We start from the raw sequence: 21,230 nt of genomic DNA on the forward strand, positions 1-21,230 counted from the left end.
TCACGACCGCGACCAGGATGCTGATTATCCACGTGGATAACCTGAAGTCCAGTGCTCGAGCAGCTCCGTCGCGGCCTTGGCGTGCGCGACCTCGCGGACGCGGTCGAAGGCCGGCCCCACCGTGCCAACGCCGAGTTCGCGTTCCACGTGCTCGAGGCGATGTGCGCGCTGGAAGAAGCCTCTCAGCAGACCCGCGTCGTGCGGCTGGGCAGCAGCTGCCAACGCCCGGAACCTCGATGAGTTCAGAGACAGGCACACTCAGAGCAAAGGACGAAACGTGACCATCAGCCCTGACCGGATCGCGATCAACCCGCTGCAGTGGGTGGCCACCTCCGACGGCTGGATCGACCCCGCACTGGCGCCGCCGCTGCCCGAGCAGCTCAAGGTCATCCACGATTCGGGCATCGGATCGCTGCACGCCGATGTGCCCGCGGACATGAGCACTTCCGAGTACCGGCGGCTGCTCGAAGACCACGGGCTGTCGCCGGCCCCCGGCTACATCTCCGGGCAGCTCCCCACCGACGAGGAAAGCCTGCGGGAGTTGCTGGACAAGACCGCGCGGATCAGCGAGGAGCAGGCCGAGCTCGGCCTGCCCACCGTCTTCGTGGCGACGGGCATGTCGAAGGAAGCTCCTCGCGTGCAACGGCCGGCGGCGGGTGCGGAGTTCAGCCGCGAACGGCTCGAGCGGGTGCGAGACGTGTTCGCGCGGATGGGGGAGGTCACCCGGGCCAACGGCGTGGCGGCCGCCTTCCACCCGCACGTGGGGACGTGGGCGGAAACCGAGGAGGAGACCCGGTTCATCCTCGACACCGTGCCCGCAGACGTGCTCTCCTTCGGCCCGGACATCGGCCACCTCGGCTGGGCGGGAGCCGACTGCATCGGCCTGATCCGCGACTACGGTGACAGGGTCGCCAGCCTGCACGTCAAGGATTTCCGCGCCGATGTGGCCGAAGAGGGCAAGGCAGCGGGGTGGGACTACCGCAGGACGGTCCTCGCCGGTCTGTGGGCCGAACCCGGGCACGCTTCGGTGGACATCCCGGCGACGTTGCGGGCATTGCCGGACGACTTCGACGGCTGGCTGGTCATCGAGGTCGACCGGGGCGCGCAGGCGACTCCCGAGGACAGCGTCCGGCTGTGCGGGCAGTGGGCGCAAGAGCAGCACTGATGTCGGTGGTCGGCAGCAGCGGGCTGCCGTGTCACCGCTGCTGCCGCCCCCCACGTTCTACTCCGTGGCTGCCGGAACGAATGCGGCGCGCACGTCGGATACGAGCTCTTCGCTGCTGAACAGCTGTGCCGCGGTCAGCGCGAGCAGCGTCGCACCGTCCAGGGCTGCGCGGTCACCGACCTCGCCGCCTGCGAGCTCAGCCGCGTTGTGGCTGTGCATGGTGAGCCCCGGGACGAACTCGATGTTCGGGTGCGCGGCAGGCACGACCTCGCTGACGTTTCCCATGTCCGTCGACCCGGGAAAGGCCGAGTCGAGGAGCGGAACGGTCTCGCGACCCAGCAACGCGAAGTTGTCCTCGATCATCCGGCCGAGCACCGGGTTCGGTCGCAGCGCGGCATAGGTGGGCGCCTGCTGGCTGATCGTGACCTCGGCTCCTGTCGCCAGCGCCGCTCCCCGTGCGCAGTTCTCCACCGCCGGCAGCAGCCGGTCGCGCAGGTACCGCGTGTCGGGTGAACGCACGTAGAACCGCAGCGACGTGCGTTCGGGGATGATGTTGGGTGCCTGCCCACCGTCGGTGACGATCCCGTGCACTCGCGCATCCGGCGGGAGCTGCTGGCGCAGCAGGCCGATCGCCGACAGCGTCAGGGTCGCCGCGTCCAACGCGTTCACACCCTCCTCCGGGCTGACGGCGGCGTGCGCGGCGCGCCCGGTGAACACCACGTCGAACGCCGCGCGTGCCAGCGTCGTCATCTGGGAGAGGTTCTCTCCCGCCGGGTGCAGCATGAGAGCCGCGTCGATGCCGTCGAGGTAGCCGCTCTCGATGAGTGGGATCTTGCCGCCGCCGCCTTCTTCCGCGGGCGTGCCGAGCACTACCGCGGACCCCGCCACGCCGGGATTGTCGTCGAGCCATCGCTTCGTCGCGAGCGCGGCACCAAGACCCGCTGCGGCGATCACGTTGTGCCCGCAGCCGTGTCCGATCTCCTCCAGTGCGTCGTACTCGCAGAGGAAAGCGATCGTCGGTCCGGGGCCCGCCGGTTCCCGGTGCCTGCCGACGAATGCCGTGGGGAGGCCGGCGATCCCGCTGGTCACCGTGAAACCGTGCTCCCGCAGCCGACGCGCGAGAAGATCCGAGGCGAAGTGCTCCTGGAACCGGATCTCCGGTTTCGCGTGGATCTGGTGGCTGGTGTCCAGTACCAGGTCCTCGATCTCGTGCACACGTGCGCGCAGCTCGGGGAGTAGGTCCCCGCCCGATGCCGTGCCGGGTTCCGTCGGCTGTTGGGTCATGCTTGCTCCGATCGTCGTTCTGGTGTCAGCGGTTCAGGTACAACGATTCCCCGGGGCCGACGGGCAGTCCCAGCAGCGTCCAAGCCACGAAGAACACGACCCAGACGAGGTAGAAGGCGACTGCGTAGGGCACCATCAGGGCGAACAGCGTCCCGATGCCCGCGTCCTTCTTGTACTTCTGCAGGAAGCCCATCGCGACGGCCAAGGCGGGGCTCAACGGGGCCAGCATGTTGGTCGACGAGTCGGCGATGCGATAGGCGACCTGCACGAAAGCCGGGTTGACGTCGTGCAGCACGAACATCGGGATGAACACCGGGGCCTCGATGGCCCACAGCGCGGATCCGCTGGAGAGGATGAGGCTGAACAGCACGGTGGCCACGCTGAACAGCAGCAGTCCGGTGAGTCCGCTGACGCCCGCCGCCTTCATCAGATCCGACCCGGCCACGGCGAGCAGCAACCCCAGCTTGGACCAGTTGAACCAGGCGATCGCCTGCGCGGCGGCGAAAACCATGAGCAGGAAGCCACCGATGTCCCGCACCGACTCGATCATGATCTTGGGCAGGTCGTTGGCCGAGCGGACTTCACCGACCGCGACGCCGTATGCGCTACCGGTCAGCACGAACAGCATGAAGAGCAGTGGGACGATCGCCTGCAGCAGCGGCGAGTCGAGGAACGAGCCGTCGCCGCGCAGCGGAGCACCGGGCAGGATCGACAGAACCGCCACCGCGGCGATGAACCCGGCCGCGGTGAGCCCCGCGTAGCGCAGGCCGCGTCGCTGCTCCGGCGAAACCTCCTTGTCGGGGGCCTCCTCCGTCGGGCCCGAGTACTCGCCCAGCCTCGGTTCCACGACCTTCTCCGTGATGACGACACCGACCACTGTGAGCAGGACGGTCGACGCCGACATGAAGTACCAGTTCGACAGCGGGGAAACGGTGTGTCGCCCATCGACGATCGCGGCCGCTTCGGTGGAGATCCCGGACAGCAGGACGTCGGTACCGGCGATGACGAAGTTCGCGGTGAATCCGGCTCCCACTGCACCGAAGGCGGCAGCCAGGCCGGCGATCGGGTGGCGTCCCACGGCGAGGAAGACGACCGCGGCCAGCGGTGGCACCACGATCATCGCGGCTTCCGACGCGACATTGCTGCAAATCCCGATCAGCACCACCGCGGCGGTCACCAGCCTCCGCGGCGCGGAGAGGATCGCTCGCGAGAACAGCGTGCTCAACAGCCCGACCCGCTGGGCGAGCCCGATGCCGAACATCATCACGATGACCAGGCCCAGGGGCGGGAACGAAACGAAGTTCTCCAGCATCGACGTCAGGGCGTAGACCAGCCCTTCGCCGGAGACCAGGCTGCGCACCGCGACCAGCTCGCCGCTTTCCGGATCGGCTACGCGGACTCCGAACCAGCTGACCACCCAGGAGATCAGGGCGATGACCAAGCCGATGTAGACGAACAGCATGAACGGATGCGGAAGCTTGTTCCCCACCTTCTCGATGCCTGTGAGCAGGTGACCGAATACGCGAAACCTGCGACGTGCGAGCGTGGTGCGCATGTGCGTTCCTTCCGGCTGCGCGCTCGCGACGAGCAAAGCGCGATCCGAGGAGCGGAGCGGCGGATCCGAGACCAGTTCCCAGGCGTTCACCGCTCCGGTGCCGTCAGTGCCTGACGAGCAGTTCCGGGAGTCTCACAGCGGCGCAACCCGCCGCCAACAGAACCGGTCCGCCGAGTGGACCGGCGTGCAACGAGGAGCGTACGCGTCGGTCATGCAAGGAAGTCCCCTCGAAGACCGCCCTGCGACTGCCGAGGCGAACGCACCGACCGAGCGCCTTCCGCCTGGTCGGTGCGCGGCCGCTCCTGGTGTTCAGGCGGTGGTGCCGCCGGCGGCGGCCAGGTCCAGTGCGATGTCGGTGATCATGTCCTCCTGCCCGCCGACCATGCCGCGGCGGCCGACCTCCACGAGGATCGCCCTGGTGTCCAGGCCGTACCGGACGGCCGCCGCCTCGGCGTGGCGGAGGAAGCTGGAGTACACCCCGGCATAGCCCAGGCTCAGCGTTTCGCGGTCCACGCGGACCTCGCGGTCCTGCAGGGGCCGGACGAGGTCGTCGGCGGCGTCCATGAGTGGGAACAGGTCGCAGCCGTGCTCGAAGCCCATGAGGTCGGCCACCGCGACGAACGCCTCCAGCGGGCAGTTGCCCGCCCCGGCGCCCTGCCCGGCCAGTGACGCGTCGACGCGGATCGCGCCGTTCTCCACCGCGACGACGCTGTTGGCCACGCCCAGGGCCAGGTTGTGGTGGGCGTGGATGCCGAGTTCCGTGCTGGGTTCCAGCACGTCGCGATAGGCGCGGAAGCGGTCCCGCACGCCGTCCATGGTGAGCCTGCCGCCCGAGTCGGTGACGTAAACGCAGGTGGCGCCGTAGGACTCCATCAGCTTGGCCTGCCGGGCGAGTTCGGCGGGCTCGGCCATGTGGGACATCATCAGGAAGCCGGCGACGTCCATGTCCATCTCGCGGGCGGCCGCGATGTGCTGCGCGGAGATGTCGGCCTCGGTGCAGTGGGTGGCCACGCGCACCGAGCGGATGCCCAGCGCGTGGGCCTGCCGCAGGTCGGTCAACGTACCGATGCCGGGCAGCAGCAGGGTGGTCGGCACGGCGTGACGGGTGACGTCGCAGACGGCCTCGATCCATTCCCAGTCCGTGTGGGCGCCGACGCCGTAGGTGATGCTGGAGCCGGACAACCCGTCACCGTGCGCGATCTCGATCGCCGCGACCCCGGCCGCGTCGAGAGCGGCGGCGATGGCACGGGCCTGTTCGACCGTGTAGCGGTGCCGGATGGCGTGCATGCCGTCGCGCAGCGTGACGTCCTGGATGTACAAGGGGGAGGGAGTGCTCGTGGTCATCGGTGTGTTCCCTCGTGTGCGCGGTGGGCGGCGATGCGTTCCGCGGTGCGCATCGCCGCGGAGGTCATGATGTCGAGGTTGCCCGCGTACGCGGGCAGGTAGTGGGCGGCTCCCTCCACCTCGAGGAACACCGACACCTTCAGCGCGTCCCCGCCGCCACCTCCCGGCAGCAGCGCGCGCAGCGGGTCGGCACGGGAGACCCGGTCGAACTGCACCTTCTGCTTGAGGCGGTATCCGGGGACGTATGCCTGCACCCGGCCGACCATCGCCTCGACGGAGGCGGTGACCGCCTCGGTGTCGCAGTCCGAGACCAGGCAGTGCACGGTGTCGCGCATGATGAGCGGCGGCTCGGCGGGGTTGAGGACGATGATCGCCTTGCCGCGCGCGGCGCCGCCGACCTCCTCGATCGCGCGGGAGGTGGTCTCGGTGAACTCGTCGATGTTGGCCCGGGTGCCGGGGCCCGCGGACCGGGACGAGATGGAGGCGATGATCTCCGCGTAGTGCACGGTGGTCACCGCGGAGACGGCGGCGACGACGGGAATGGTGGCCTGGCCCCCGCAGGTGACCATGTTGACGTTGGAGGCGTCGAGATGGGCGTCCAGGTTCACCGGGGGCACGACGTAGGGGCCCAGCGCGGCCGGCGTGAGGTCGACGACGGTCCTGCCCAGGGCGCGCAGCACTTCGTCGTGGTGGCGGTGTGCGCCTGCGGAGGTGGCGTCGAGGACGAACCGGACGTCGTCGAACTCCGGCATCCGGACCAGGCCGTCGACGCCTTCGTGGGTGGTCGCCACCTTCAGGCGCCGGGCGCGGGCCAGGCCGTCGGAGTCCGGGTCGATGCCCGCCATCGCGACGATCTCCAGGTTCTCGGACAACCGGAGCACCTTGATCATGAGATCGGTGCCGATGTTGCCCGAGCCGATGACCGCCACCTTCGTCCGGTGGCCGGCCGAGCTGCTGCTCACAGGTCCTCTCCTTCCGCGGCGAAACGCACCTGTACCGACCCCAGCCCGGACACGTGGGCGTCGAAGGCGTCACCCGGCGTGGCCACCGCCATCGGTCCGAGCGCGCCGGTCAGCACGACGTCACCGGCTCGCAGGGGGTCGCCCATCCTGGCCAGCGTCGAGGCCAGCCACAGGGCCGCGTTGAGAGGACTGCCGAGGCAGTCGGCCCCGCTGCCCTCCGACACGACCTGATCGTTGCGGGACAACGCCATCTGCACCGAGCGCAGGTCCACCCGGTCGAGCGGCACCGGAGTGCCGCCGAGTACGAACAGCCCGGACGAGGCGTTGTCCGCGACGGTGTCGACGATGGTGATGTCCCAGCCCGCGATGCGGCTGTCCACGATCTCCAGCGCGGGCAGCGCGAACTCCGCGGCGCGCAGCAGTTCCGCCGCGGTGCAGTCGGGGTGCGGCAGGTCGGTGCCCAGGACGAGGGCGACCTCGGCTTCCACCTTCGGTTGCAGCAGGCGTCCCGAGGGCACCACGCCTGCCTTGACCACGGCCATGTCGGCGAACAGGGCGCCGAAATCGGGCTGTCCGACCCCGAGCTGCCGCTGGACGGCGGGGGAGGTGAGCCCGATCTTGCGGCCGACCAGCCTGCGCCCTGCCGCGAGGGCGCGTTCGACGGTGAGCCGTTGCACCGAGTAGGCGGCCTCGACGTCGCCGTCGGCGAACAGGGTGCGCACCGGCTGGCACGCCTGGCCGGTCTCGGCGGCCTCGGCCAGCAGGTCGGCGGCCTTGACCACCGCCGCGGGGGTGGCGGCGGCGCTCACGGCAGCCTGCGGGCAGGACGGGAGAGCATGGGGAACCTCCAGGGCAACGGGGAGTACGTCGAGTGGTTGCGGCGGGCGATCGCAGGCCGTGCCGCACGGGCTTGGTATAGGCGAGGCGGACGACGTGTGCCAAGGTTCGTTCCATGTCGCGGAACAGCTCCACCGGCAACATGCTCGACAAAGCGGTGTTCATCCTGGACTCCTTCCGTCCCTCGGGCGGTGCGTACCGTCTGGCGGAACTGGCGGCGCGTACTGGGTTGACCAAGACCACGACATTCCGGCTGGCGGGCGAGCTGGTGAGGCTGGGCCTGCTCGAACGCAGCGGGGACGTCTACCGCCTCGGCGGCAAGCTGTTCGAGCTCGGCTCGCTCGTCCCACGCCGCCAGGACCTGCGCGAAGCCGCGCTGCCGTTCCTCCAGGACCTCTTCGAGACCACGAGGCAGACGGTCCACCTGGGCATCCGGGAGGGAAGCGAGGTCGTCTACGTCGAACGCATCCACGGCCACGACCCGTTGCCGCTGCCCTCCCGCATCGGTGGTCGCCTCCCGCTCACCTGCACCGGCGTGGGCAAGGCCCTGCTGGCCTTCTCCGACGCCGCGCTCGCCGAGGAGCTGCTGGCGCTACCGCTGCCGAAGCTGACCCGGTTCTCGGTCACCGACCCGGAGCGGATGCGCACGGCGATCGAACAGGCGCAGGTCTCCGGGCTGGCCTACGAGGAACAGGAGGCGGCGCTGGGCGTGAGCTGCATCGCGGCCCCGGTGTTCGACGGCGCCGTGGCGGTCGCCGCGCTGTCGGTCGCCGTGCCCCGGGAGCAGTTCCGGCCGGCACAGCTGGCCCCCGCCGTGCGGACCGCGGCCCTGGGGCTGTCGCGAGTTCTTCGCACCAGTGGCTGAAGGAGTCCAAAGGAGATCGACATCGGCTTCGGGTCGTCATGGCGAGCTGGGAGGCCGGTCCGTTGAGCGAACCGTCGCGTTTTCCTCCGCGTCCGGCGGCGGCGAACAATCCGTGAACATTCCAGGGTGCAGCTGTCGATCTGCTCCGACACGGACAAGCGGAGGGCCAGCATGACAGGGACGAGCCGGGACACCCGCGAGGTGCGCAAGGCGGCGATCGCGAGCCTGGTCGGCAGTGCGCTGGAGTGGTACGACTTCTTCCTCTACGGCACGGCCGCGGCACTCGTGTTCAACACGTTGTTCTTCCCCACGTTCGATCCGCTGGTGGGCACGATCGCCGCCTTCGGCACCAACGCCGTGGGTTTCCTCGCCCGGCCGTTGGGCGGTGTCATCTTCGGACACTTCGGTGACCGGCTCGGGCGCAAGTCGATGCTGGTGATCACGTTGGTGATCATGGGTATCGCGACGTTCCTCATCGGGGTGCTGCCCACCTACGGCGACATCGGGGTGTGGGCGGCGGTGCTGCTGGTGGCGCTGCGGATCGTGCAGGGCATCGCGGTCGGCGGCGAGTGGGGCGGCGGCGTGCTGATCGTGAGCGAACACGCGCCGGACCACCGCCGCGGCTTCTACTCGGCCTGGAGCCAGACCGGTGTGGGGCTCGGGTTCGTGCTCTCGGCATCGGCATACGCCCTGGTCTCGGCCGCGACCACGGAGGCGTCCTTCTTCGCGTGGGGCTGGCGGATCCCCTTCCTCGTCGGCATCGTGCTCACCGCCGTCGGACTGCTGATCCGGCTCCGGATCATGGAGACACCGGCGTTCCAGCAGGCGGACCGTGCTCCGGAGAAGGCCCGGCTGCCGGTTCTCGAAGCGGTCCGCGCGCATCCCAGGTCGGTGCTGATCACCTTCGGGGCACGCATCGCCGAGAACGGTGCGTCCTACGTGTTCCTCACCTTCAGCCTCTCCTACGCGTCCGAGATCGGCCTGGACCGGGATGTCGTGCTGGCCGCGGTCGTGGTGGGCATGTTGTGCGAGTCGTTCGTGATGCCGATGTTCGGGGCGCTCTCCGACCGGATCGGGCGCCGCCCGGTCTACCTGGGAGGAGCGATCGGGTTGGTGTTGTGGGCGTTCCCGTTCTTCGCGATGTTCGACTCGCGCGACCCGGTGCTGGTCTTCGCCGCTGTGTTCGTGGCGGTGGTCTTCTGCCACGGAGCCATGATCGGGCCCCAGCCCGCGTTGTTCTCCGAGCTCTTCGACGCCAGGGTGCGCTACAGCGGTGTCGCCATCGGGCACGAGCTGGCCTCGATGGTCGCCGGCGGGTTCTCGCCGGTCATCGCCACCGCCCTGCTCGCGTGGACCGGTGCTTCCTGGCCGGTGGCACTGCTGCTGGTCGGGATGGGTGTCGTCACGGCCGTCGCGGTGGTCGCCGCCCCGGAAACCAGGGCGAAGGACATCAGGGCGGTACCGTCGGCGGACGCGGGCGAGGGAGTCGCGGCGGCCCCTTCCAGGCAGTCCTGACGGGTGTCCCGGGTCGCCGAGGGCCGCCCGGGGCTCCGCAGGCGCTCGGGAGCCCACACGGCGTCGGCCATCCCAGCCGAGCCGAGTTCAGGTCAGATCGACTAGCATCGGTACCCGCGGTCGTGATGTGGCAGAGCTCGGACGGGTGAGGACGCGGGATGTCGAAGGCAGGGTCAGTGGCGAGCCGGGAGAGTTCGCGGTCGAAGCGCAAGGTCATCCTCGACGCGGCGATCGACCACTTCGGCGCGGTGGGTTTCGAGCACACGAAGTGGGCGACCGTCGCCGACCAGGTCGGAATCGGGCAGACCGCGCTGTACCACTACTTCGAGTCGAAGTCGCACTGCCTGCTCACGATCATGCGCATGCAGCTCGACAGCAGCCTCGTGGGATTCCGCGAGGCCACCTCCGTTGTCGCCGACCCCACCCGGGCTCTCAAGGCCGCGATCGCCTCGGCCTACGAGGCCACCGAGCGCGAGGCGTTGCAGCGGCGGATCCTGCACAACCACATGGACCTGTTGTCCACGCCGCGCCAGTCCAAGCGCGAGGAGGCCGAGCGGCAGGCGTGCCGCGAGCTCGTGCGCGACATCGAGGCGGAATGGGCGGAGCTGGTCCAGCGCGGGATCGACAAGGGCGTCTTCCTCGAACGCGACCCGGTCATCACCGCACGGCTCGTGCTCGGACTGGTGGTGAGCGTGTGGCGGTGGTACCGGTCCGACGGCTCGACGAGCCTGGAGGAGATCACCGAGGTGATCACCGACTCCTGCTTGCGGATGGTGCGGGTGCGGGCGCCCAGGAGCACCAGGAAGAGCTGAGTTCCCCGGTGGCCGCTTCCGGCCCGGGATCGTGGGACCGAATGCTAGGCCGGGAACGTCACCACGGCACGACCGGTGAGCCGGCCCTCCCGCAGGCGGTCGATCGCCTGCGGGATGTCGCTGAGCGCGAACTCCTCGATCTCCACGCGGGACACGCCTGACTCCGCCATCCGCACGACGTGCTCCAGATCCCGCATGGAGCCCCCGCGTGAGCTCATGACCGCGATCCCGGGTTCGACCAGGGCGCGGCTGAAAGGCAGCACGCCCCCGCTTCGGCCGCACACGACGACCGCGCCGCGGCCCCGGGTGATCTCGACCGCGGTGCGCAGCGTCTCGTCGGACCCGACGAAATCCACGACGGCGTCGACACCACGTCCACGCGTGAGCTCGGTGATCCGGTCACCCCAGTGGTCGTCGGACTCGAGCGCGTGGTCTGCTCCGAGATCACGCGCGACGCGCAGGCGCTGCTCGCTGCGGTCGACGGCGATCACTTGGGCCTGTGTCAGGGCTTTGGCGTACTGGACGGCGAAGCCGCCGAGTCCGCCGACGCCGATCAACGCGATGGTCTCAGCGCGGTCCGAGTGGCGAACGGCGTTGGACACCGCGTGGTACGCGGAGAGCCCCGCGTCCGCGAGGGGAGCGGCGTGCTTGGGGAGCAATGTCGCGAGTTCCACGACCTGGCGGCGGTCGGCGACCATGTACGGAGCGAACCCGCCGTCTTCGGCCAGCCCGCGGCAACTGAGGCTCCGGCAGTGGTTCTCGTGCCCGGCCGTGCAGTGGTCGCACGCACCGCAGAACTGGATGGCCGACACGACGACGGCCTGGCCGGGCTCCAGGTCCTCGACGCCGGCGCCCAGGTCCGCGACCCAGCCCGCGTTCTCGTGGCCGAGCGTGAAGGGGCGGGTGAAGGGCAGGCTGCCCACGCCCGCGTGCACGACTTCCAGGTCCGTCCCGCACAGGCCGGCACCGCCGACCCGCAGCAGCACCTGCCCCGGGCCGGGTACGGGCCTGGGGATCGAGACCAGTTCGGGAGCGCGCCCCGGACCGAGAGCGCGATAGGCCGTCATCAACTCCGGCATGGCTTTTCCTTGTCCGGCGGAGTGGTCGTCGGCACCAGGACGATCTGCGCTGAGCCGAGTTCGGTTCGGACGGAGAGAACCAGGTCCCCTGGGCGCTGTCAAGGCGCGGCGCCGGACGCTATACAACTGAATTCACTTCTGTTAGTTTCCACCGGAGCCGCGGTGGCTGTCGGGGCGTGAGGCGCTGGGGCGGACAGCGGCAGCCGGTCAGCCGCGGATTCCGTGTCATGGCAACCACTGCTGACGTGTACGTGGAGGAGGCGACCGTGAACCACGACCTCGACGCTTTCGCGGGAAAAGTCGCGCTGGTGACCGGTGCGGGGAGTGGGATCGGCCGTGCCGCGGCCCGGCTGCTCGCCAGTAGAGGGGCGGCCCACGTCGTGTTCGCCGACATCGATGCCGAGGCCGCGGCCTCAGCCGCCGAGGGTGTCGCGCAGGCGCACCCGGCCGCGCTCGACGTCGCCGACTCGGCGAGCGTCGACGACGTGGTGAACGCGCTCGCCGGTGAACACGGCAGGCTCGACGTGGTGATCCACGCCGCAGGGGTGGACGACCCCGCCGCCAAGCAGAAGCTGGCCGATGCCCTCGAAGGCGGCCACCCCTTCGAGCTCATCGGCGGATTGTCGGACGAGGTCTGGCAGCGGATGATCGCGGTCAACCTCACCGGCGCGTTCCACGTGCTGCGCGCAGCCGTCCGGCACATGTGCGCGCGGAAGTCGGGCAGCGTGGTGCTCGTCGGTTCTTCGTCGTCCTTCGACGCCCCCGTGTCCCATCCCCACTACGCGGCCGCGAAAGCAGGCGTGCACGCCTTGGCGCAGTCGGTCGCCAAAGAGGTCATCGCCCACGATGTGCGGGTCAACGTGCTCGCTCCCGGGCCGACGGATACGGGGATGGCCCGGCGCACGCCGGAGATCCTCAAGCAGGTCGCACCCGGATCGCCGTTCTCGCGCTACGCCACGGCGGACGAGATGGCCGCGCTCGCGCTCTTCCTGGCCGGTGACGAAGCGGTCAACGTCGTCGGCGGAGTCCTGCTGGCCAACGGCGGCCGGTTCACCGCCTGACACAAGCACCCTTCCAGGTTCCCCTCTCGCTAGATTCGGAGACTCCCATGCCTGAGGCCTACGTCGTCGAGGCGCTTCGCTCACCGGTCGGTCGTCGCGGTGGTGGGCTCGGCGCTGTTCACCCGAACGACCTCGGCGGCCGGGTTCTGGCCGCACTGGTGGAGCGGACCGGGATCGACCCGGCCGCGGTCGACGACGTGATCTTCGGGTGCGTCGGCCAGATGGGTGCGCAGAGCGCCAACGTCGCCCGCAACGCGTGGCTGACCGCGGGGCTGCCCGAGTCCGTCCCGGCCACCACCGTCGACCGCCAGTGCGGCTCCGCTCAGCAGGCGATCCACTTCGCGGCGCAGGCGGTGCTGTCCGGGACCCAGGACCTCGTCGTCGCCGGTGGCGTCGAGGTGATGAGCCGCGTGCCGATCGCAAGCCCTGCCGTCGTCGGGCAGCGGGAGGGCATGGGGTTCCCCTACGCCGGCGACGGCTGGCGCGAACGCTACGGCGACCAGGAGATCTCCCAGTTCCGCGGTGCGGAGCTCATCGCGGGCAAGTGGGGCATCTCGCGCGAGGACATGGAGCGGATGGCACTGGACAGCCACCAGCGCGCCCTCGCCGCGGTCGAGGACGGCTCGTTCACGGCTGAGATCGTGCCGGTGGGCGGTGTCGTCGCCGACGAGGGGCCGCGGCCGGACACCTCCCTGGAGAAGATGGCCGGTCTCAAGCCGCTCCGGGAGGGCGGCCGGGTCACACCCGCGGTGTCGAGCCAGATCTCCGACGGTGCGGCAGCACTGCTGCTCGCCTCGGAGGAGGCGGTCCGGACTCATGGGCTGACGCCGTTGGCCAGGATCCACACGATGGCGGTCGTCGGGTCCGACCCGGTGTTCATGCTCACCGGCCCGATCCCCGCGACGGAGGCGGTGCTGGCGAAGGCTGGGCTGAAGATCGACGACATCGACCTGTTCGAGGTGAACGAGGCGTTCGCCTCCGTCGTGCTCGCCTGGCAGAAGGAGACCGGAGCGCCTTGGTCGAGGACGAACGTCCTGGGCGGTGCCATCGCGTTGGGTCACCCGCTCGGCGCGACCGGGGCCAGGCTCATGACCACGATGATCCACAACCTCGGTCGCACCGGCGGGAGGTACGGCTTGCAGACCATGTGCGAAGGGGGCGGCATGGCGAACGCGACGCTGGTGGAGCGTCTTTGACCACCCCTTACGCTCGCCGCTGAACGAAGATCCCCGCCCGTCGGCATCCTGGAGCACTCATGCTGATTCCCGAGTACATGGCTCGGCTCGACAGCGACGACCCGCGCACGGCCATGGACCTCGTCGAGGCCGACGTCGGCTTCCTGCTGGCGTTGCCGTCCGGGCCGGTCAGCGGGACGTCCAAGGACGAGCTGTGGGGATATGTGTCCCGTCGTCCCGACGTCACCAGGCGGCACCACATCATCGAGGCGAGCTCGCACGCCGACTTCGAAGCGGTCTACGGAGTGGTCACCGACGACGACGTGGAGACCGGCGCGTTCCTGGCGTCGGCACGGCTTTCCCAGTCCGGTCGCATGCAGCGCTACCTGGTGCACTTCGACCAGGAGTTCCGGCTTTTCGGCGCGGACGAGGTTCAGCGGCCCGGCGAGTGAGAACCGCTCCGCTCAGCCGGGGATGAGCACCGCGCGACCGGCGAGGTTTCCGTTGCGCAGGGCGGATATCGCTTCATGGACAGCCGTGAGCGGGAACCGTTGCACCTCGGCGCTGAGCGCTCCCGCGCGGCTGAGGGCGACGACGTCGGCGAGCTCGTCCCGGCTGCCCCAGAACGGCAGCGAGATCCTGCATCCCGGAGGCAGCGAGCCGGGCTTGCGCACGGTGAGCTCTCCGCCGCTGCTGCCGACCAGGACGAGGTCGCCGTCGGAGCGCAGACCGCGGGCGCCCAGGTCGAGTGTCGAGCGGCTGCCGACGAAGTCGAGCACCGCGTCGACGCCGGCGCCCCCGGTCGTGGCGCGCAGAACGCGGCTCGTGTCCGCCGTCGCCTTGGTGCTGAGATGCGCTCCCGAACGTTCGGCGAGGGCGAGGGCTTCGTCGCGCACGTCGACGGCGATCACCCGGCAGGGAGTCAGCGCGCGGATCAGCTGGACCGCCAGGTGTCCGAGACCGCCGATTCCGATCACCGCGACGGTCGAGTCCTCGTCGAGACGGGGACGAATGCCCGCGATCGCGTGGTAGGAGGTCAGCCCCGCGTCGGTCAGCGGAGCGGCCTCGCCGGCGTCCAGCTCACCGATGGGGACCAGGTGCTTGGTGGACGGCACGAGAACGTGGTCGGCCATCCCGCCATCGACGCCCAGGCCCATGCCGGCCCAGGACAGCTCGGATCTGCGGTCGCAGTAGTTGTCGCGCCCTCGCGCGCACCGGGGGCAACTCCCGCAGCCCCAGGGGCCGTGGACGACGACTCGCTCGCCGACGGTCACCGCCGCCGAGGGCCCGCCCGCGGCGATCCGTCCGGCGACCTCGTGCCCGAGGGTGAACGGTGGGCGGAACGGCATGGCCCCGCGTGCCGCGTCGATGACGTGCAGGTCCGAGTGGCACAGGCCGACTGCTTCCACGCGCACGAGGACCTGGCCGTCGCGGGGAACCGGCCGGGGCAGCTCGGTGACGACCGGCGAACGTCCCCAGCCGGGCAGGCGTACCGCTGTCATGGGTGAAGGCACGGCACCAATCTACCAAGCTGAACTCAGTTCGAGTACTCGTTGACCAACTGAGTTCAGTTCTGTAGCTTTTCCGCCCATCGCCAAGACGCGTGTCCAAGCCGGCCAAGGGAGTCAGGCCATGCGCTCTGCTCAGCAATCAGGGTCTTCGGAGGCCGATCCCGCCGTCGTCTTCAAGCCGCAGGCCGTGCGCCGGGCGGCGACGGCCGGTGCTCTCGGGAATCTCATCGAGTACTACGACTTCAGCCTCTACGGCTATCTCGCGGTGGTGATCGCACCGCAGTTCTTCCCGGCGGGCAACTCGACCACCTCCCTGCTCGCGGCGCTCGCGGTGTTCGCAACCGCGTTCCTGGCGCGGCCCGTGGGCGGGATCTTCTTCGGCCTGCTCGGTGACCGCATGGGCCGGCGCACGGCGCTCATCTCGTCGGTGGTGTGCATGGGGGTCGCCGCCAGCGCGACCGGGCTGCTGCCGACCTACGACCAGATCGGTATCGCGGCCGCGGTGCTGCTGTTCGTCGCGCGGCTGGCCCAGGGCTTCTCGGCCGGGGGCGAGGCCGTCGGTTCGATCACCTACGTCTACGAGTCGGTGCCGATGAAGCGCCGTGCCTTCCTCGGTTCCTTCAACTACATCGGGTCGAACCTCGGGTTCGCGGTCGCCGCCGTCGTGGCCGGTGCGGTGTCGGCGCTCACCACCGAGCCGCAGATGGCCGAGTGGGGATGGCGGGTGCCGTTCCTGCTCGCCATCCCGCTGACCTTGCTGTGCCTGTGGGCGCGGCTGCGGATCGAGGACACGCCCGAGTTCGCGGCCGCGTCCCGCCGCGCGGACCTGCCCACCGCGCCGATGCGAGAGGCGTTCGCCACCCACCGCGTGGCCATGTTGCAGACCCTCGGCGTGACCGTGGCGCAGACCGGTTGCCTCTTCCTGGGGCTGACCTACATGAACATCTACCTGTCGGCGAACCTGGGCTACGACGCGACGCAGGTGCACTGGCTGTCGGCGCTGGTGGTGCTCGCCGGTGTGCTGCTCATGCTGCCCGCCGGTTGGCTGGCCGGACGCTTCGGCTCGCGCAACGTGATGCTCGTCGGGTTCGTGGGCCTGCTGGTGACCACTTACCCCGCGCTGATGCTCATGGGGCAACAGAGCCTCGCCCTGGCCGGGGTCGCCTACCTGTTGTACATGGGGTGGGGAGCGTTGATCCAGTCGCCCGCGGCGAGCCTGTTCCCGCGGTTGTTCGAGCGCAGGGTGCGCTACACCGGGATGGCCGTCGGCTACAACCTCGGCAACATCGTCGCCGGCGGCACGGCGCCCTACGCGGCGGCCTACCTCATCGACCGGACGGGGAACGTGCTTTCCCCGTCGTTCTTCGTGATGACCGTCTGCGTCATCGGGATCGCCACCCTGCTCGGCATCCGGAAGTACCGCTAGCAGCGGGCCCGCGGTCCTGCTTGACAGGGCCGTGGCGGCCCAGCAGACTTGTACTGAATTCAGTTCAACTCTTGGAGGACACCGTGGCGGACAACGAGGAGATCCAGTTCGAGCGCGACGGCCACGTCGCCCGGGTCTGGCTCAACCGGCCGTGGAAGAAGAACTGCGTCACCGTGCCGATCCTCGAGCGGCTCGACCAGATCATCACCGAGGTCGACGCCGACCCCGAGTTGCGCGTGCTGGTGCTGCGCGGTCGTGGCGGGACGTTCTGCTCGGGCTTCGACCTCGACGCGCTGCAGGAGGAGTACATCGGCAGCAGCACGGCGATGGAGGTCGCGGTCATCTCCGCCAAGATCTGCGACCGGCTGTACTCCATGAACACTCCGTCGGTGGCGGTGCTGGAGGGGCACGTCACCGCGGGCGGCTTCGAGCTGATGATCTCGTGCGACTTCGCGATCGCGGCCGACGACGCCAAGATCGGCGACTTCCACATCCGCCGCGCGCTGTTCGGCGGCGCGGGCCCGATCTACCGGGTGCCGCGGATGATCGGCATTCGCAAGACCAAGGAGCTGATGCTCACCGGCAAGCTGCTCTCCGGCGTCGAGGCCGCCGACTTCAACCTGATCAACTCCTCGGCGCCCGCCGAGGAACTGGACGCCGCGGTCGAGGAGTTCATCGGCCACCTGACCGACAAGAGCCCGTTCCAGATGCGGATCACCAAGATGACCATCGACCGCAGCCTGGACGCCGACGTCCACTCGTTGATGGTCATGGAGCACCTCGCGGTCGGGGTCACGCTGAACTCGCAGGACGCCGCCGAGGGAGTGTCGGCGTTCCTGGAGAAGCGCGACCCCAAGTGGACGGGTCGCTGAGCCGATGTCGGTGCGGCCATCCCAGGAGCTGCGCGGCGCCTCCTGCGCCGCGTGCGCGGTAGTGGTGTACCCGGCGGTGGACACATGTCCCCGCTGCGGAGAGTCGATGTCCGGGACCGTCCTGTCCACTTCGGGCACCTTGTGGACCTGGACGGTCCAGCGCGTCGCCCCGAAGTCGCCGCCGTTCGTGGCACCTGAGGGCGGGTTCGAGCCGTTCGCGGTCGGCTACGTGGAGCTGCCGGAGGGCGTGCGCGTCATGGCGGTGCTCGACGTGCCGGATCTCGCCTCGCTCCGGATCGGGATGCCGTTGCGGATCGGGGTGGCCGACGGTGTACCGCGAGCCAGTGCGGTCGAGCGGACCGCAGGCACCGCCAGTGGAGGAGATCATGGATGAGGTGCTGATCGTCGGTGCCGGCATCTCCCGGTTCGGCCGGTCGGACGCCACTGGTCGCAGGCACGCCGTGGACGCGGTGCGCACTGCCCTGGCCGATGCCGGAGTTCCGTGGTCGCGGGTGGGTGCGGCGTTCGGCGGCAGCGACGCCGCCGGACTGGCCGACACCCTGGTGGCCGAACTGGGACTGACCGGTGTGCCGTTCGTGAACGTCAAGAACGGTTGCGCCACCGGCGGAAGCGCGCTGGTGTCGGCGGTCAACGCCATCCGTTCCGGGATGACCGACGTGGCCGTGGTCGTGGGCTTCGACAAGCACCCGAGAGGCGCGTTCGACCCGAGACCGCAGGACTGGGGCCTCGACGAAGCCTACGGGCGCGACGGGCTGATGGTCACGACCCAGTTCTTCGGCATGAAGATCCAGCGCTACGTGCACGACCACGGCATCACGCCGAGAACCCTGGCGCTGGTGGCGGAGAAGGCCTACCGCAACGGCAGCCTCAACCCCGGCGCCTGGCGGCGGACGAAGCTGAGCGCGGACGAGATCCTGGACTCGGGGATGGTCAACGATCCGCTGACCCGCTACATGTTCTGCTCGCCGGGGGAGGGCGCCGCCGCGCTCGTGCTGTGTTCGCCGCGGCTGGCCAGGAGCATCGGTGGCGACCCGGTCACGCTGCGAGCCGCGGTGGTGCGGTCGAGGCGGTTCGGCTCCTTCGAGGTGTTCAGCCCGTGGATCCCGGCCGGTGCTCTCACCAGCGTCAGCCGGGACGCGGCGACCGCGGCGTTCGAGGCGGCCGGGATCGGCCCGGACGAGGTCGGCGTCTGCCAGTTGCAGGACACCGAGAGCGGGGCCGAGGTGATGCACATGGCCGAGTGCGGGTTCTGCGCCGACGGCGAGCAGGAGCAGTGGATCCGGTCGGGCGCCACCGAGATCGGTGGTGCGCTGCCGGTCAACACCGACGGCGGGTGCATCGCCAACGGGGAGCCCATCGGCGCCTCGGGTCTGCGCCAGGTCCACGAGGTCGTGCAGCAGTTGCGGGGCCGGGCAGGCGACCGCCAGGTGCCCGGGCGGCCGAGCGTCGGGTTCACCCACGTCTACGGGGCGCCCGGCGTGAGCGCCTGCACGGTCCTGGCCCGTTGACGGGGTGGCACATGGAGGGTGTGGAGAGCATGAACGGCATCCCGGATCCGGACGAGTTCCGCGCCGAGGCCCGCGCGTGGCTGGCGACCGTGGCCCGGCCGCGACCGCCGGAGGGCGAGTGGGGCACCGGTGACGACTCCGTGGCGGTGTTCGAGAACTGGAGCGCCGAGCAGGAGCGGGAGCACACCGAGCGCATCCGCTGCTGGGAGCGGACGAGGTTCGACCACGGTTGGGGAGCGTTGAGCTGGCCCGAGGAGTTCAACGGGCGCGGGCTGCCCGGGTCCTACGAGCAGCTCTACCTCGCCGAGGAGTCCGGGTTCGAGGTGCCGCGCCGCACCGAGCTCTTCCCGGTCACCCGGCAGCTCGTCGCCCCCGCCATCGGCATCTGGGGCACGCCGGAGCAGAAGGCCCGGTGGATCCGCCCGATGCTGCGCACGGACGAGCTGGCCTGCCAGCTGTTCTCCGAGACCGAGGCCGGATCGGACCTGGCCGCGGTGCGGACCCGCGCGGTGCGCGACGGCGACCGGTGGGTGCTCAACGGGCACAAGGTGTGGACCTCCGGTGCCGGCGTCGCCACCTGGGGAGTCGCGGTGTGCCGCACTGATGCCGAGGTGCCCAAGCACGCCGGGATCACGGTGTTCCTGGTGCGCATGGACGCCCCCGGGGTGACGGTGCGACCGATCCGGCAGATGACCGGCGGCAGCAGCTTCAACGAGGTCTACCTCGACGACGTGGTGGTACCCGACACCGACCGCCTCGGTGAGGTGGGCCAGGGGTGGCGGGTCACCCTGACCGTGCTGGCGGCCGAGCGGCTGGACTCGGGTTCCCTCGGGCTCGGCAACGCCGACCGCGCCGTCGAGCTGGCACGCCACCTGCCCCGCCCGCTCACCGGAGCCGAGCGGCACCGGGCCGCGGATCTGTTCGTGCGGACGCTGGTGCAGCGGATCATCGGACTGCGGGTGACCGCCGCCCTGGTCGCGGGCCGGGAGCCGGGCGCAGAGGCGTCGGTGGGCAAGCTCTACGCCACCGAGACGATGCGCAGGACGAGCGATCTCGCGCTGCAACTCCTCGGTCCGAGCCTGGTCGCCGACACGGGTCAGTGGGGGACCTACGCCTGGACCGAGCACCTGCTCGGCGCACCCGGGTACAGCATCGCCGGCGGTACCGACGAGATCCAGCGAAACATCCTCGCCGAGCGCGTCCTCGGACTCCCCAAGGAGGCGCGATGACGGTCGGCGCCGAGGAAGCGGAACTGGCCGCCCGGGTCCGGGAGGCGTTCGGGCAGCCGGTGGGGGATCTCAAGCCGCTCGCCGGGGGACACTCGGGATTGACCTACCAGGTCACGGCCGGGCCGAACCGCTACGTCGTCAAAGCGGTCCCGCCCCGCGAGCGGCCGGTCGGCCGCAACGACATGCTCCGCCAGGCTCGGGTGTTGCGCGCGTTGGACGGCTCCGCGGTCCCGGTGCCCGCCGTCGTCGCCGTCGACGAGAGGGTTCCGGCCTGGTTCGCCATGGAGTTCGTCGCGGGCGAGGCGATCGAACCGGTGCTCGACGACGAGCACGTGCCTGCGGACGTGGCACGTATGCGCATGCTCGAGCTGGCCGGGGTGCTGCGGCGACTGCACGGCGTCGATCCGGCCCGCCTCGGCCCCGATGTGCCGGAACCGCTGAGCGCGGCCGGGGAGGTGGAGCGGTGGAGCCGCACCATGCACGCGGTTCCGCGCGAACTGCGACCCGGGGCCGAGGAGCTCCTGCGCCGCCTCGGGGAGAACGTGCCGGCGGATCTGCCACCGGTGCTGGTGCACGGAGACTTCCGGCTCGGCAACGTCCTGTGTCGCGGTGAGCGAGCCGTGGCCGTGCTGGACTGGGAGATCTGGAGCCTGGGCGATCCGCGTACCGACCTCGGCTGGTTCCTGCTCTTCGGCGACCATCGCAACTTTCCCGGTGTGGGAAGGGAAACCAGGGGGTTGCCCACCGAGCCCGAGCTGCTCGCAGCCTACCTCGACGGGGCACCGGAGCTCCCGGCGATGGACTGGTTCCGGGCGCTGTGCCGGATGAAGATGGCCGCGATCATGGGCCACAACCTGCGCCGCCACCGGGAAGGCAGGCGCCACGACCCGGATCAGGAGCGCCTGCCGCCCACGATCTCGGCGTTGATCCGAACGGCCCGGGACATCCTCGGGTGAGCCGGTCCGCGACACGGCAGCCAGGCAGTGCAAGCAGGCCCGACCGAAACGAG

At 70.1% G+C, this 21,230-nt stretch carries 21 protein-coding genes and 1 pseudogene; 15 read left to right on the forward strand and 7 right to left on the reverse strand.

Annotation, left to right across the window (positions count from 1 at the left end; translation table 11 throughout):
* Nucleotides 1–51 precede the first annotated feature (51 nt).
* Both HUO13_RS15660 and HUO13_RS15665 read left to right on the forward strand, forming a co-directional pair.
* Nucleotides 52–240, forward strand: coding sequence for a hypothetical protein (locus tag HUO13_RS15660; protein WP_211902067.1), 189 nt, complete (start codon nt 52–54; stop codon nt 238–240).
* A 37-nt stretch (nt 241–277) separates the two neighbouring features.
* Nucleotides 278–1,165, forward strand: coding sequence for a sugar phosphate isomerase/epimerase family protein (locus tag HUO13_RS15665; RefSeq protein WP_211902068.1), 888 nt, complete (start codon nt 278–280; stop codon nt 1,163–1,165).
* Between the two features lie 57 nt (nt 1,166–1,222).
* On the opposite strand, the gene HUO13_RS15670 is transcribed toward HUO13_RS15665, so the two are convergent.
* The 5 genes from HUO13_RS15670 to mhpD form a co-directional block, all read right to left on the reverse strand.
* Nucleotides 1,223–2,449 (reverse strand): M20 family metallopeptidase, encoded by a 1,227-nt coding sequence (locus tag HUO13_RS15670; protein ID WP_211902069.1) that lies wholly within the window; start codon nt 2,447–2,449, stop codon nt 1,223–1,225.
* A gap of 25 nt (nt 2,450–2,474) precedes the next feature.
* A complete protein-coding gene (locus HUO13_RS15675) occupies nt 2,475–4,004 on the reverse strand; it encodes an AbgT family transporter (RefSeq protein WP_211902070.1) in 1,530 nt (509 codons plus the stop codon).
* A gap of 309 nt (nt 4,005–4,313) precedes the next feature.
* Nucleotides 4,314–5,348: a 4-hydroxy-2-oxovalerate aldolase gene (gene dmpG, locus HUO13_RS15680; RefSeq protein WP_211902071.1), complete on the reverse strand. Its 1,035-nt coding sequence runs from the start codon at nt 5,346–5,348 to the stop codon at nt 4,314–4,316.
* Nucleotides 5,345–6,310 carry an acetaldehyde dehydrogenase (acetylating) gene (locus HUO13_RS15685; protein ID WP_211902072.1) on the reverse strand — a complete coding sequence of 322 codons (966 nt, stop codon included), beginning with the start codon at nt 6,308–6,310 and terminating at the stop codon, nt 5,345–5,347. Before HUO13_RS15685 ends, dmpG begins: the two co-directional genes overlap by 4 nt.
* Nucleotides 6,307–7,119 carry a 2-keto-4-pentenoate hydratase gene (mhpD, locus tag HUO13_RS15690; RefSeq protein WP_249124873.1) on the reverse strand — a complete coding sequence of 271 codons (813 nt, stop codon included), beginning with the start codon at nt 7,117–7,119 and terminating at the stop codon, nt 6,307–6,309. Before mhpD ends, HUO13_RS15685 begins: the two co-directional genes overlap by 4 nt.
* A gap of 143 nt (nt 7,120–7,262) precedes the next feature.
* On the opposite strand from mhpD, the gene HUO13_RS15695 reads away from it, so the two are divergent.
* From HUO13_RS15695 to HUO13_RS15705, 3 genes are all read left to right on the forward strand, one after another.
* The gene (locus HUO13_RS15695; protein ID WP_211902073.1) at nt 7,263–8,012 is read left to right on the forward strand and encodes an IclR family transcriptional regulator; all 750 of its coding nucleotides are present in this window, start codon (nt 7,263–7,265) and stop codon (nt 8,010–8,012) included.
* Between the two features lie 171 nt (nt 8,013–8,183).
* Nucleotides 8,184–9,527, forward strand: a complete 1,344-nt coding sequence (locus HUO13_RS15700) for an MFS transporter (RefSeq protein WP_211902074.1) — start codon at nt 8,184–8,186, stop codon at nt 9,525–9,527.
* Nucleotides 9,528–9,685: 158 nt separating this feature from the next.
* On the forward strand, nt 9,686–10,339 hold the full coding sequence (locus tag HUO13_RS15705) for a TetR family transcriptional regulator (protein WP_211902075.1): 654 nt from the start codon (nt 9,686–9,688) through the stop codon (nt 10,337–10,339).
* A gap of 44 nt (nt 10,340–10,383) precedes the next feature.
* Here HUO13_RS15705 and HUO13_RS15710 read toward each other — a convergent pair whose 3' ends face one another.
* Complete coding sequence (locus tag HUO13_RS15710; RefSeq protein WP_211902076.1) at nt 10,384–11,418, reverse strand: NAD(P)-dependent alcohol dehydrogenase; 1,035 nt, start codon at nt 11,416–11,418, stop codon at nt 10,384–10,386.
* Between the two features lie 227 nt (nt 11,419–11,645).
* Here HUO13_RS15710 and HUO13_RS15715 point away from each other — a divergent pair, with 227 nt between their 5' ends.
* Genes HUO13_RS15715 through HUO13_RS15725 form a run of 3 tightly spaced genes read left to right on the forward strand, consistent with a single transcriptional unit; the run spans nt 11,646 to nt 14,106 of the window.
* A complete protein-coding gene (locus HUO13_RS15715) occupies nt 11,646–12,479 on the forward strand; it encodes an SDR family NAD(P)-dependent oxidoreductase (protein ID WP_249124874.1) in 834 nt (277 codons plus the stop codon).
* A gap of 47 nt (nt 12,480–12,526) precedes the next feature.
* Complete coding sequence (locus HUO13_RS15720; protein WP_211902077.1) at nt 12,527–13,675, forward strand: acetyl-CoA C-acetyltransferase; 1,149 nt, start codon at nt 12,527–12,529, stop codon at nt 13,673–13,675.
* Between the two features lie 59 nt (nt 13,676–13,734).
* A complete protein-coding gene (locus tag HUO13_RS15725; RefSeq protein WP_211902078.1) occupies nt 13,735–14,106 on the forward strand; it encodes a nuclear transport factor 2 family protein in 372 nt (123 codons plus the stop codon).
* A gap of 12 nt (nt 14,107–14,118) precedes the next feature.
* Here the strand turns inward: HUO13_RS15725 and HUO13_RS15730 are convergent, their stop codons facing one another.
* The gene (locus HUO13_RS15730; protein WP_211902079.1) at nt 14,119–15,156 is read right to left on the reverse strand and encodes an NAD(P)-dependent alcohol dehydrogenase; all 1,038 of its coding nucleotides are present in this window, start codon (nt 15,154–15,156) and stop codon (nt 14,119–14,121) included.
* 130 nt (nt 15,157–15,286) lie between these two features.
* On the opposite strand from HUO13_RS15730, the gene HUO13_RS15735 reads away from it, so the two are divergent.
* From HUO13_RS15735 to HUO13_RS15760, 7 genes and pseudogenes are all read left to right on the forward strand, one after another.
* Nucleotides 15,287–16,591, forward strand: a complete 1,305-nt coding sequence (locus tag HUO13_RS15735; RefSeq protein ID WP_211902080.1) for an MFS transporter — start codon at nt 15,287–15,289, stop codon at nt 16,589–16,591.
* 83 nt (nt 16,592–16,674) lie between these two features.
* Nucleotides 16,675–17,463: an enoyl-CoA hydratase/isomerase family protein gene (locus tag HUO13_RS15740; RefSeq protein ID WP_211902081.1), complete on the forward strand. Its 789-nt coding sequence runs from the start codon at nt 16,675–16,677 to the stop codon at nt 17,461–17,463.
* A gap of 4 nt (nt 17,464–17,467) precedes the next feature.
* A pseudogene (locus tag HUO13_RS37450) lies at nt 17,468–17,554 on the forward strand (zinc ribbon domain-containing protein); the annotation flags it as partial.
* Nucleotides 17,555–17,569: 15 nt separating this feature from the next.
* Nucleotides 17,570–17,857: a Zn-ribbon domain-containing OB-fold protein gene (locus HUO13_RS15745; protein WP_249125130.1), complete on the forward strand. Its 288-nt coding sequence runs from the start codon at nt 17,570–17,572 to the stop codon at nt 17,855–17,857.
* Nucleotides 17,850–18,992, forward strand: a complete 1,143-nt coding sequence (locus HUO13_RS15750) for a thiolase family protein (protein ID WP_211902083.1) — start codon at nt 17,850–17,852, stop codon at nt 18,990–18,992. The genes HUO13_RS15745 and HUO13_RS15750 overlap by 8 nt, the downstream gene beginning before the upstream one ends.
* 11 nt (nt 18,993–19,003) lie before the next feature.
* Entirely contained in the window at nt 19,004–20,221 is a 1,218-nt protein-coding gene (locus tag HUO13_RS15755) for an acyl-CoA dehydrogenase family protein (protein ID WP_211902084.1), read from the forward strand.
* Nucleotides 20,218–21,177: a phosphotransferase family protein gene (locus HUO13_RS15760; protein WP_211902085.1), complete on the forward strand. Its 960-nt coding sequence runs from the start codon at nt 20,218–20,220 to the stop codon at nt 21,175–21,177. The genes HUO13_RS15755 and HUO13_RS15760 overlap by 4 nt, the downstream gene beginning before the upstream one ends.
* Nucleotides 21,178–21,230 lie beyond the last annotated feature (53 nt).

Source organism: Saccharopolyspora erythraea (assembly GCF_018141105.1).
GTDB lineage: Bacteria > Actinomycetota > Actinomycetes > Mycobacteriales > Pseudonocardiaceae > Saccharopolyspora_D > Saccharopolyspora_D erythraea_A.

Bases quoted from the DNA above. Each gene is read 5' to 3' on its own strand.
- HUO13_RS15670 (WP_211902069.1), bottom strand. From the start codon at position 2,449: ATGACCCAACAGCCGACGGAACCCGGCACGGCATCGGGCGGGGACCTA.
- HUO13_RS15675 (WP_211902070.1), bottom strand. From the start codon at position 4,004: ATGCGCACCACGCTCGCACGTCGCAGGTTTCGCGTATTCGGTCACCTG.
- dmpG (WP_211902071.1), bottom strand. From the start codon at position 5,348: ATGACCACGAGCACTCCCTCCCCCTTGTACATCCAGGACGTCACGCTG.
- HUO13_RS15695 (WP_211902073.1), top strand. From the start codon at position 7,263: ATGTCGCGGAACAGCTCCACCGGCAACATGCTCGACAAAGCGGTGTTC.
- HUO13_RS15700 (WP_211902074.1), top strand. From the start codon at position 8,184: ATGACAGGGACGAGCCGGGACACCCGCGAGGTGCGCAAGGCGGCGATC.
- HUO13_RS15705 (WP_211902075.1), top strand. From the start codon at position 9,686: ATGTCGAAGGCAGGGTCAGTGGCGAGCCGGGAGAGTTCGCGGTCGAAG.
- HUO13_RS15710 (WP_211902076.1), bottom strand. From the start codon at position 11,418: ATGCCGGAGTTGATGACGGCCTATCGCGCTCTCGGTCCGGGGCGCGCT.
- HUO13_RS15715 (WP_249124874.1), top strand. From the start codon at position 11,646: ATGGCAACCACTGCTGACGTGTACGTGGAGGAGGCGACCGTGAACCAC.
- HUO13_RS15720 (WP_211902077.1), top strand. From the start codon at position 12,527: ATGCCTGAGGCCTACGTCGTCGAGGCGCTTCGCTCACCGGTCGGTCGT.
- HUO13_RS15725 (WP_211902078.1), top strand. From the start codon at position 13,735: ATGCTGATTCCCGAGTACATGGCTCGGCTCGACAGCGACGACCCGCGC.
- HUO13_RS15730 (WP_211902079.1), bottom strand. From the start codon at position 15,156: ATGACAGCGGTACGCCTGCCCGGCTGGGGACGTTCGCCGGTCGTCACC.
- HUO13_RS15735 (WP_211902080.1), top strand. From the start codon at position 15,287: ATGCGCTCTGCTCAGCAATCAGGGTCTTCGGAGGCCGATCCCGCCGTC.
- HUO13_RS15745 (WP_249125130.1), top strand. From the start codon at position 17,570: ATGTCCGGGACCGTCCTGTCCACTTCGGGCACCTTGTGGACCTGGACG.
- HUO13_RS15750 (WP_211902083.1), top strand. From the start codon at position 17,850: ATGGATGAGGTGCTGATCGTCGGTGCCGGCATCTCCCGGTTCGGCCGG.
- HUO13_RS15755 (WP_211902084.1), top strand. From the start codon at position 19,004: ATGGAGGGTGTGGAGAGCATGAACGGCATCCCGGATCCGGACGAGTTC.
- HUO13_RS15760 (WP_211902085.1), top strand. From the start codon at position 20,218: ATGACGGTCGGCGCCGAGGAAGCGGAACTGGCCGCCCGGGTCCGGGAG.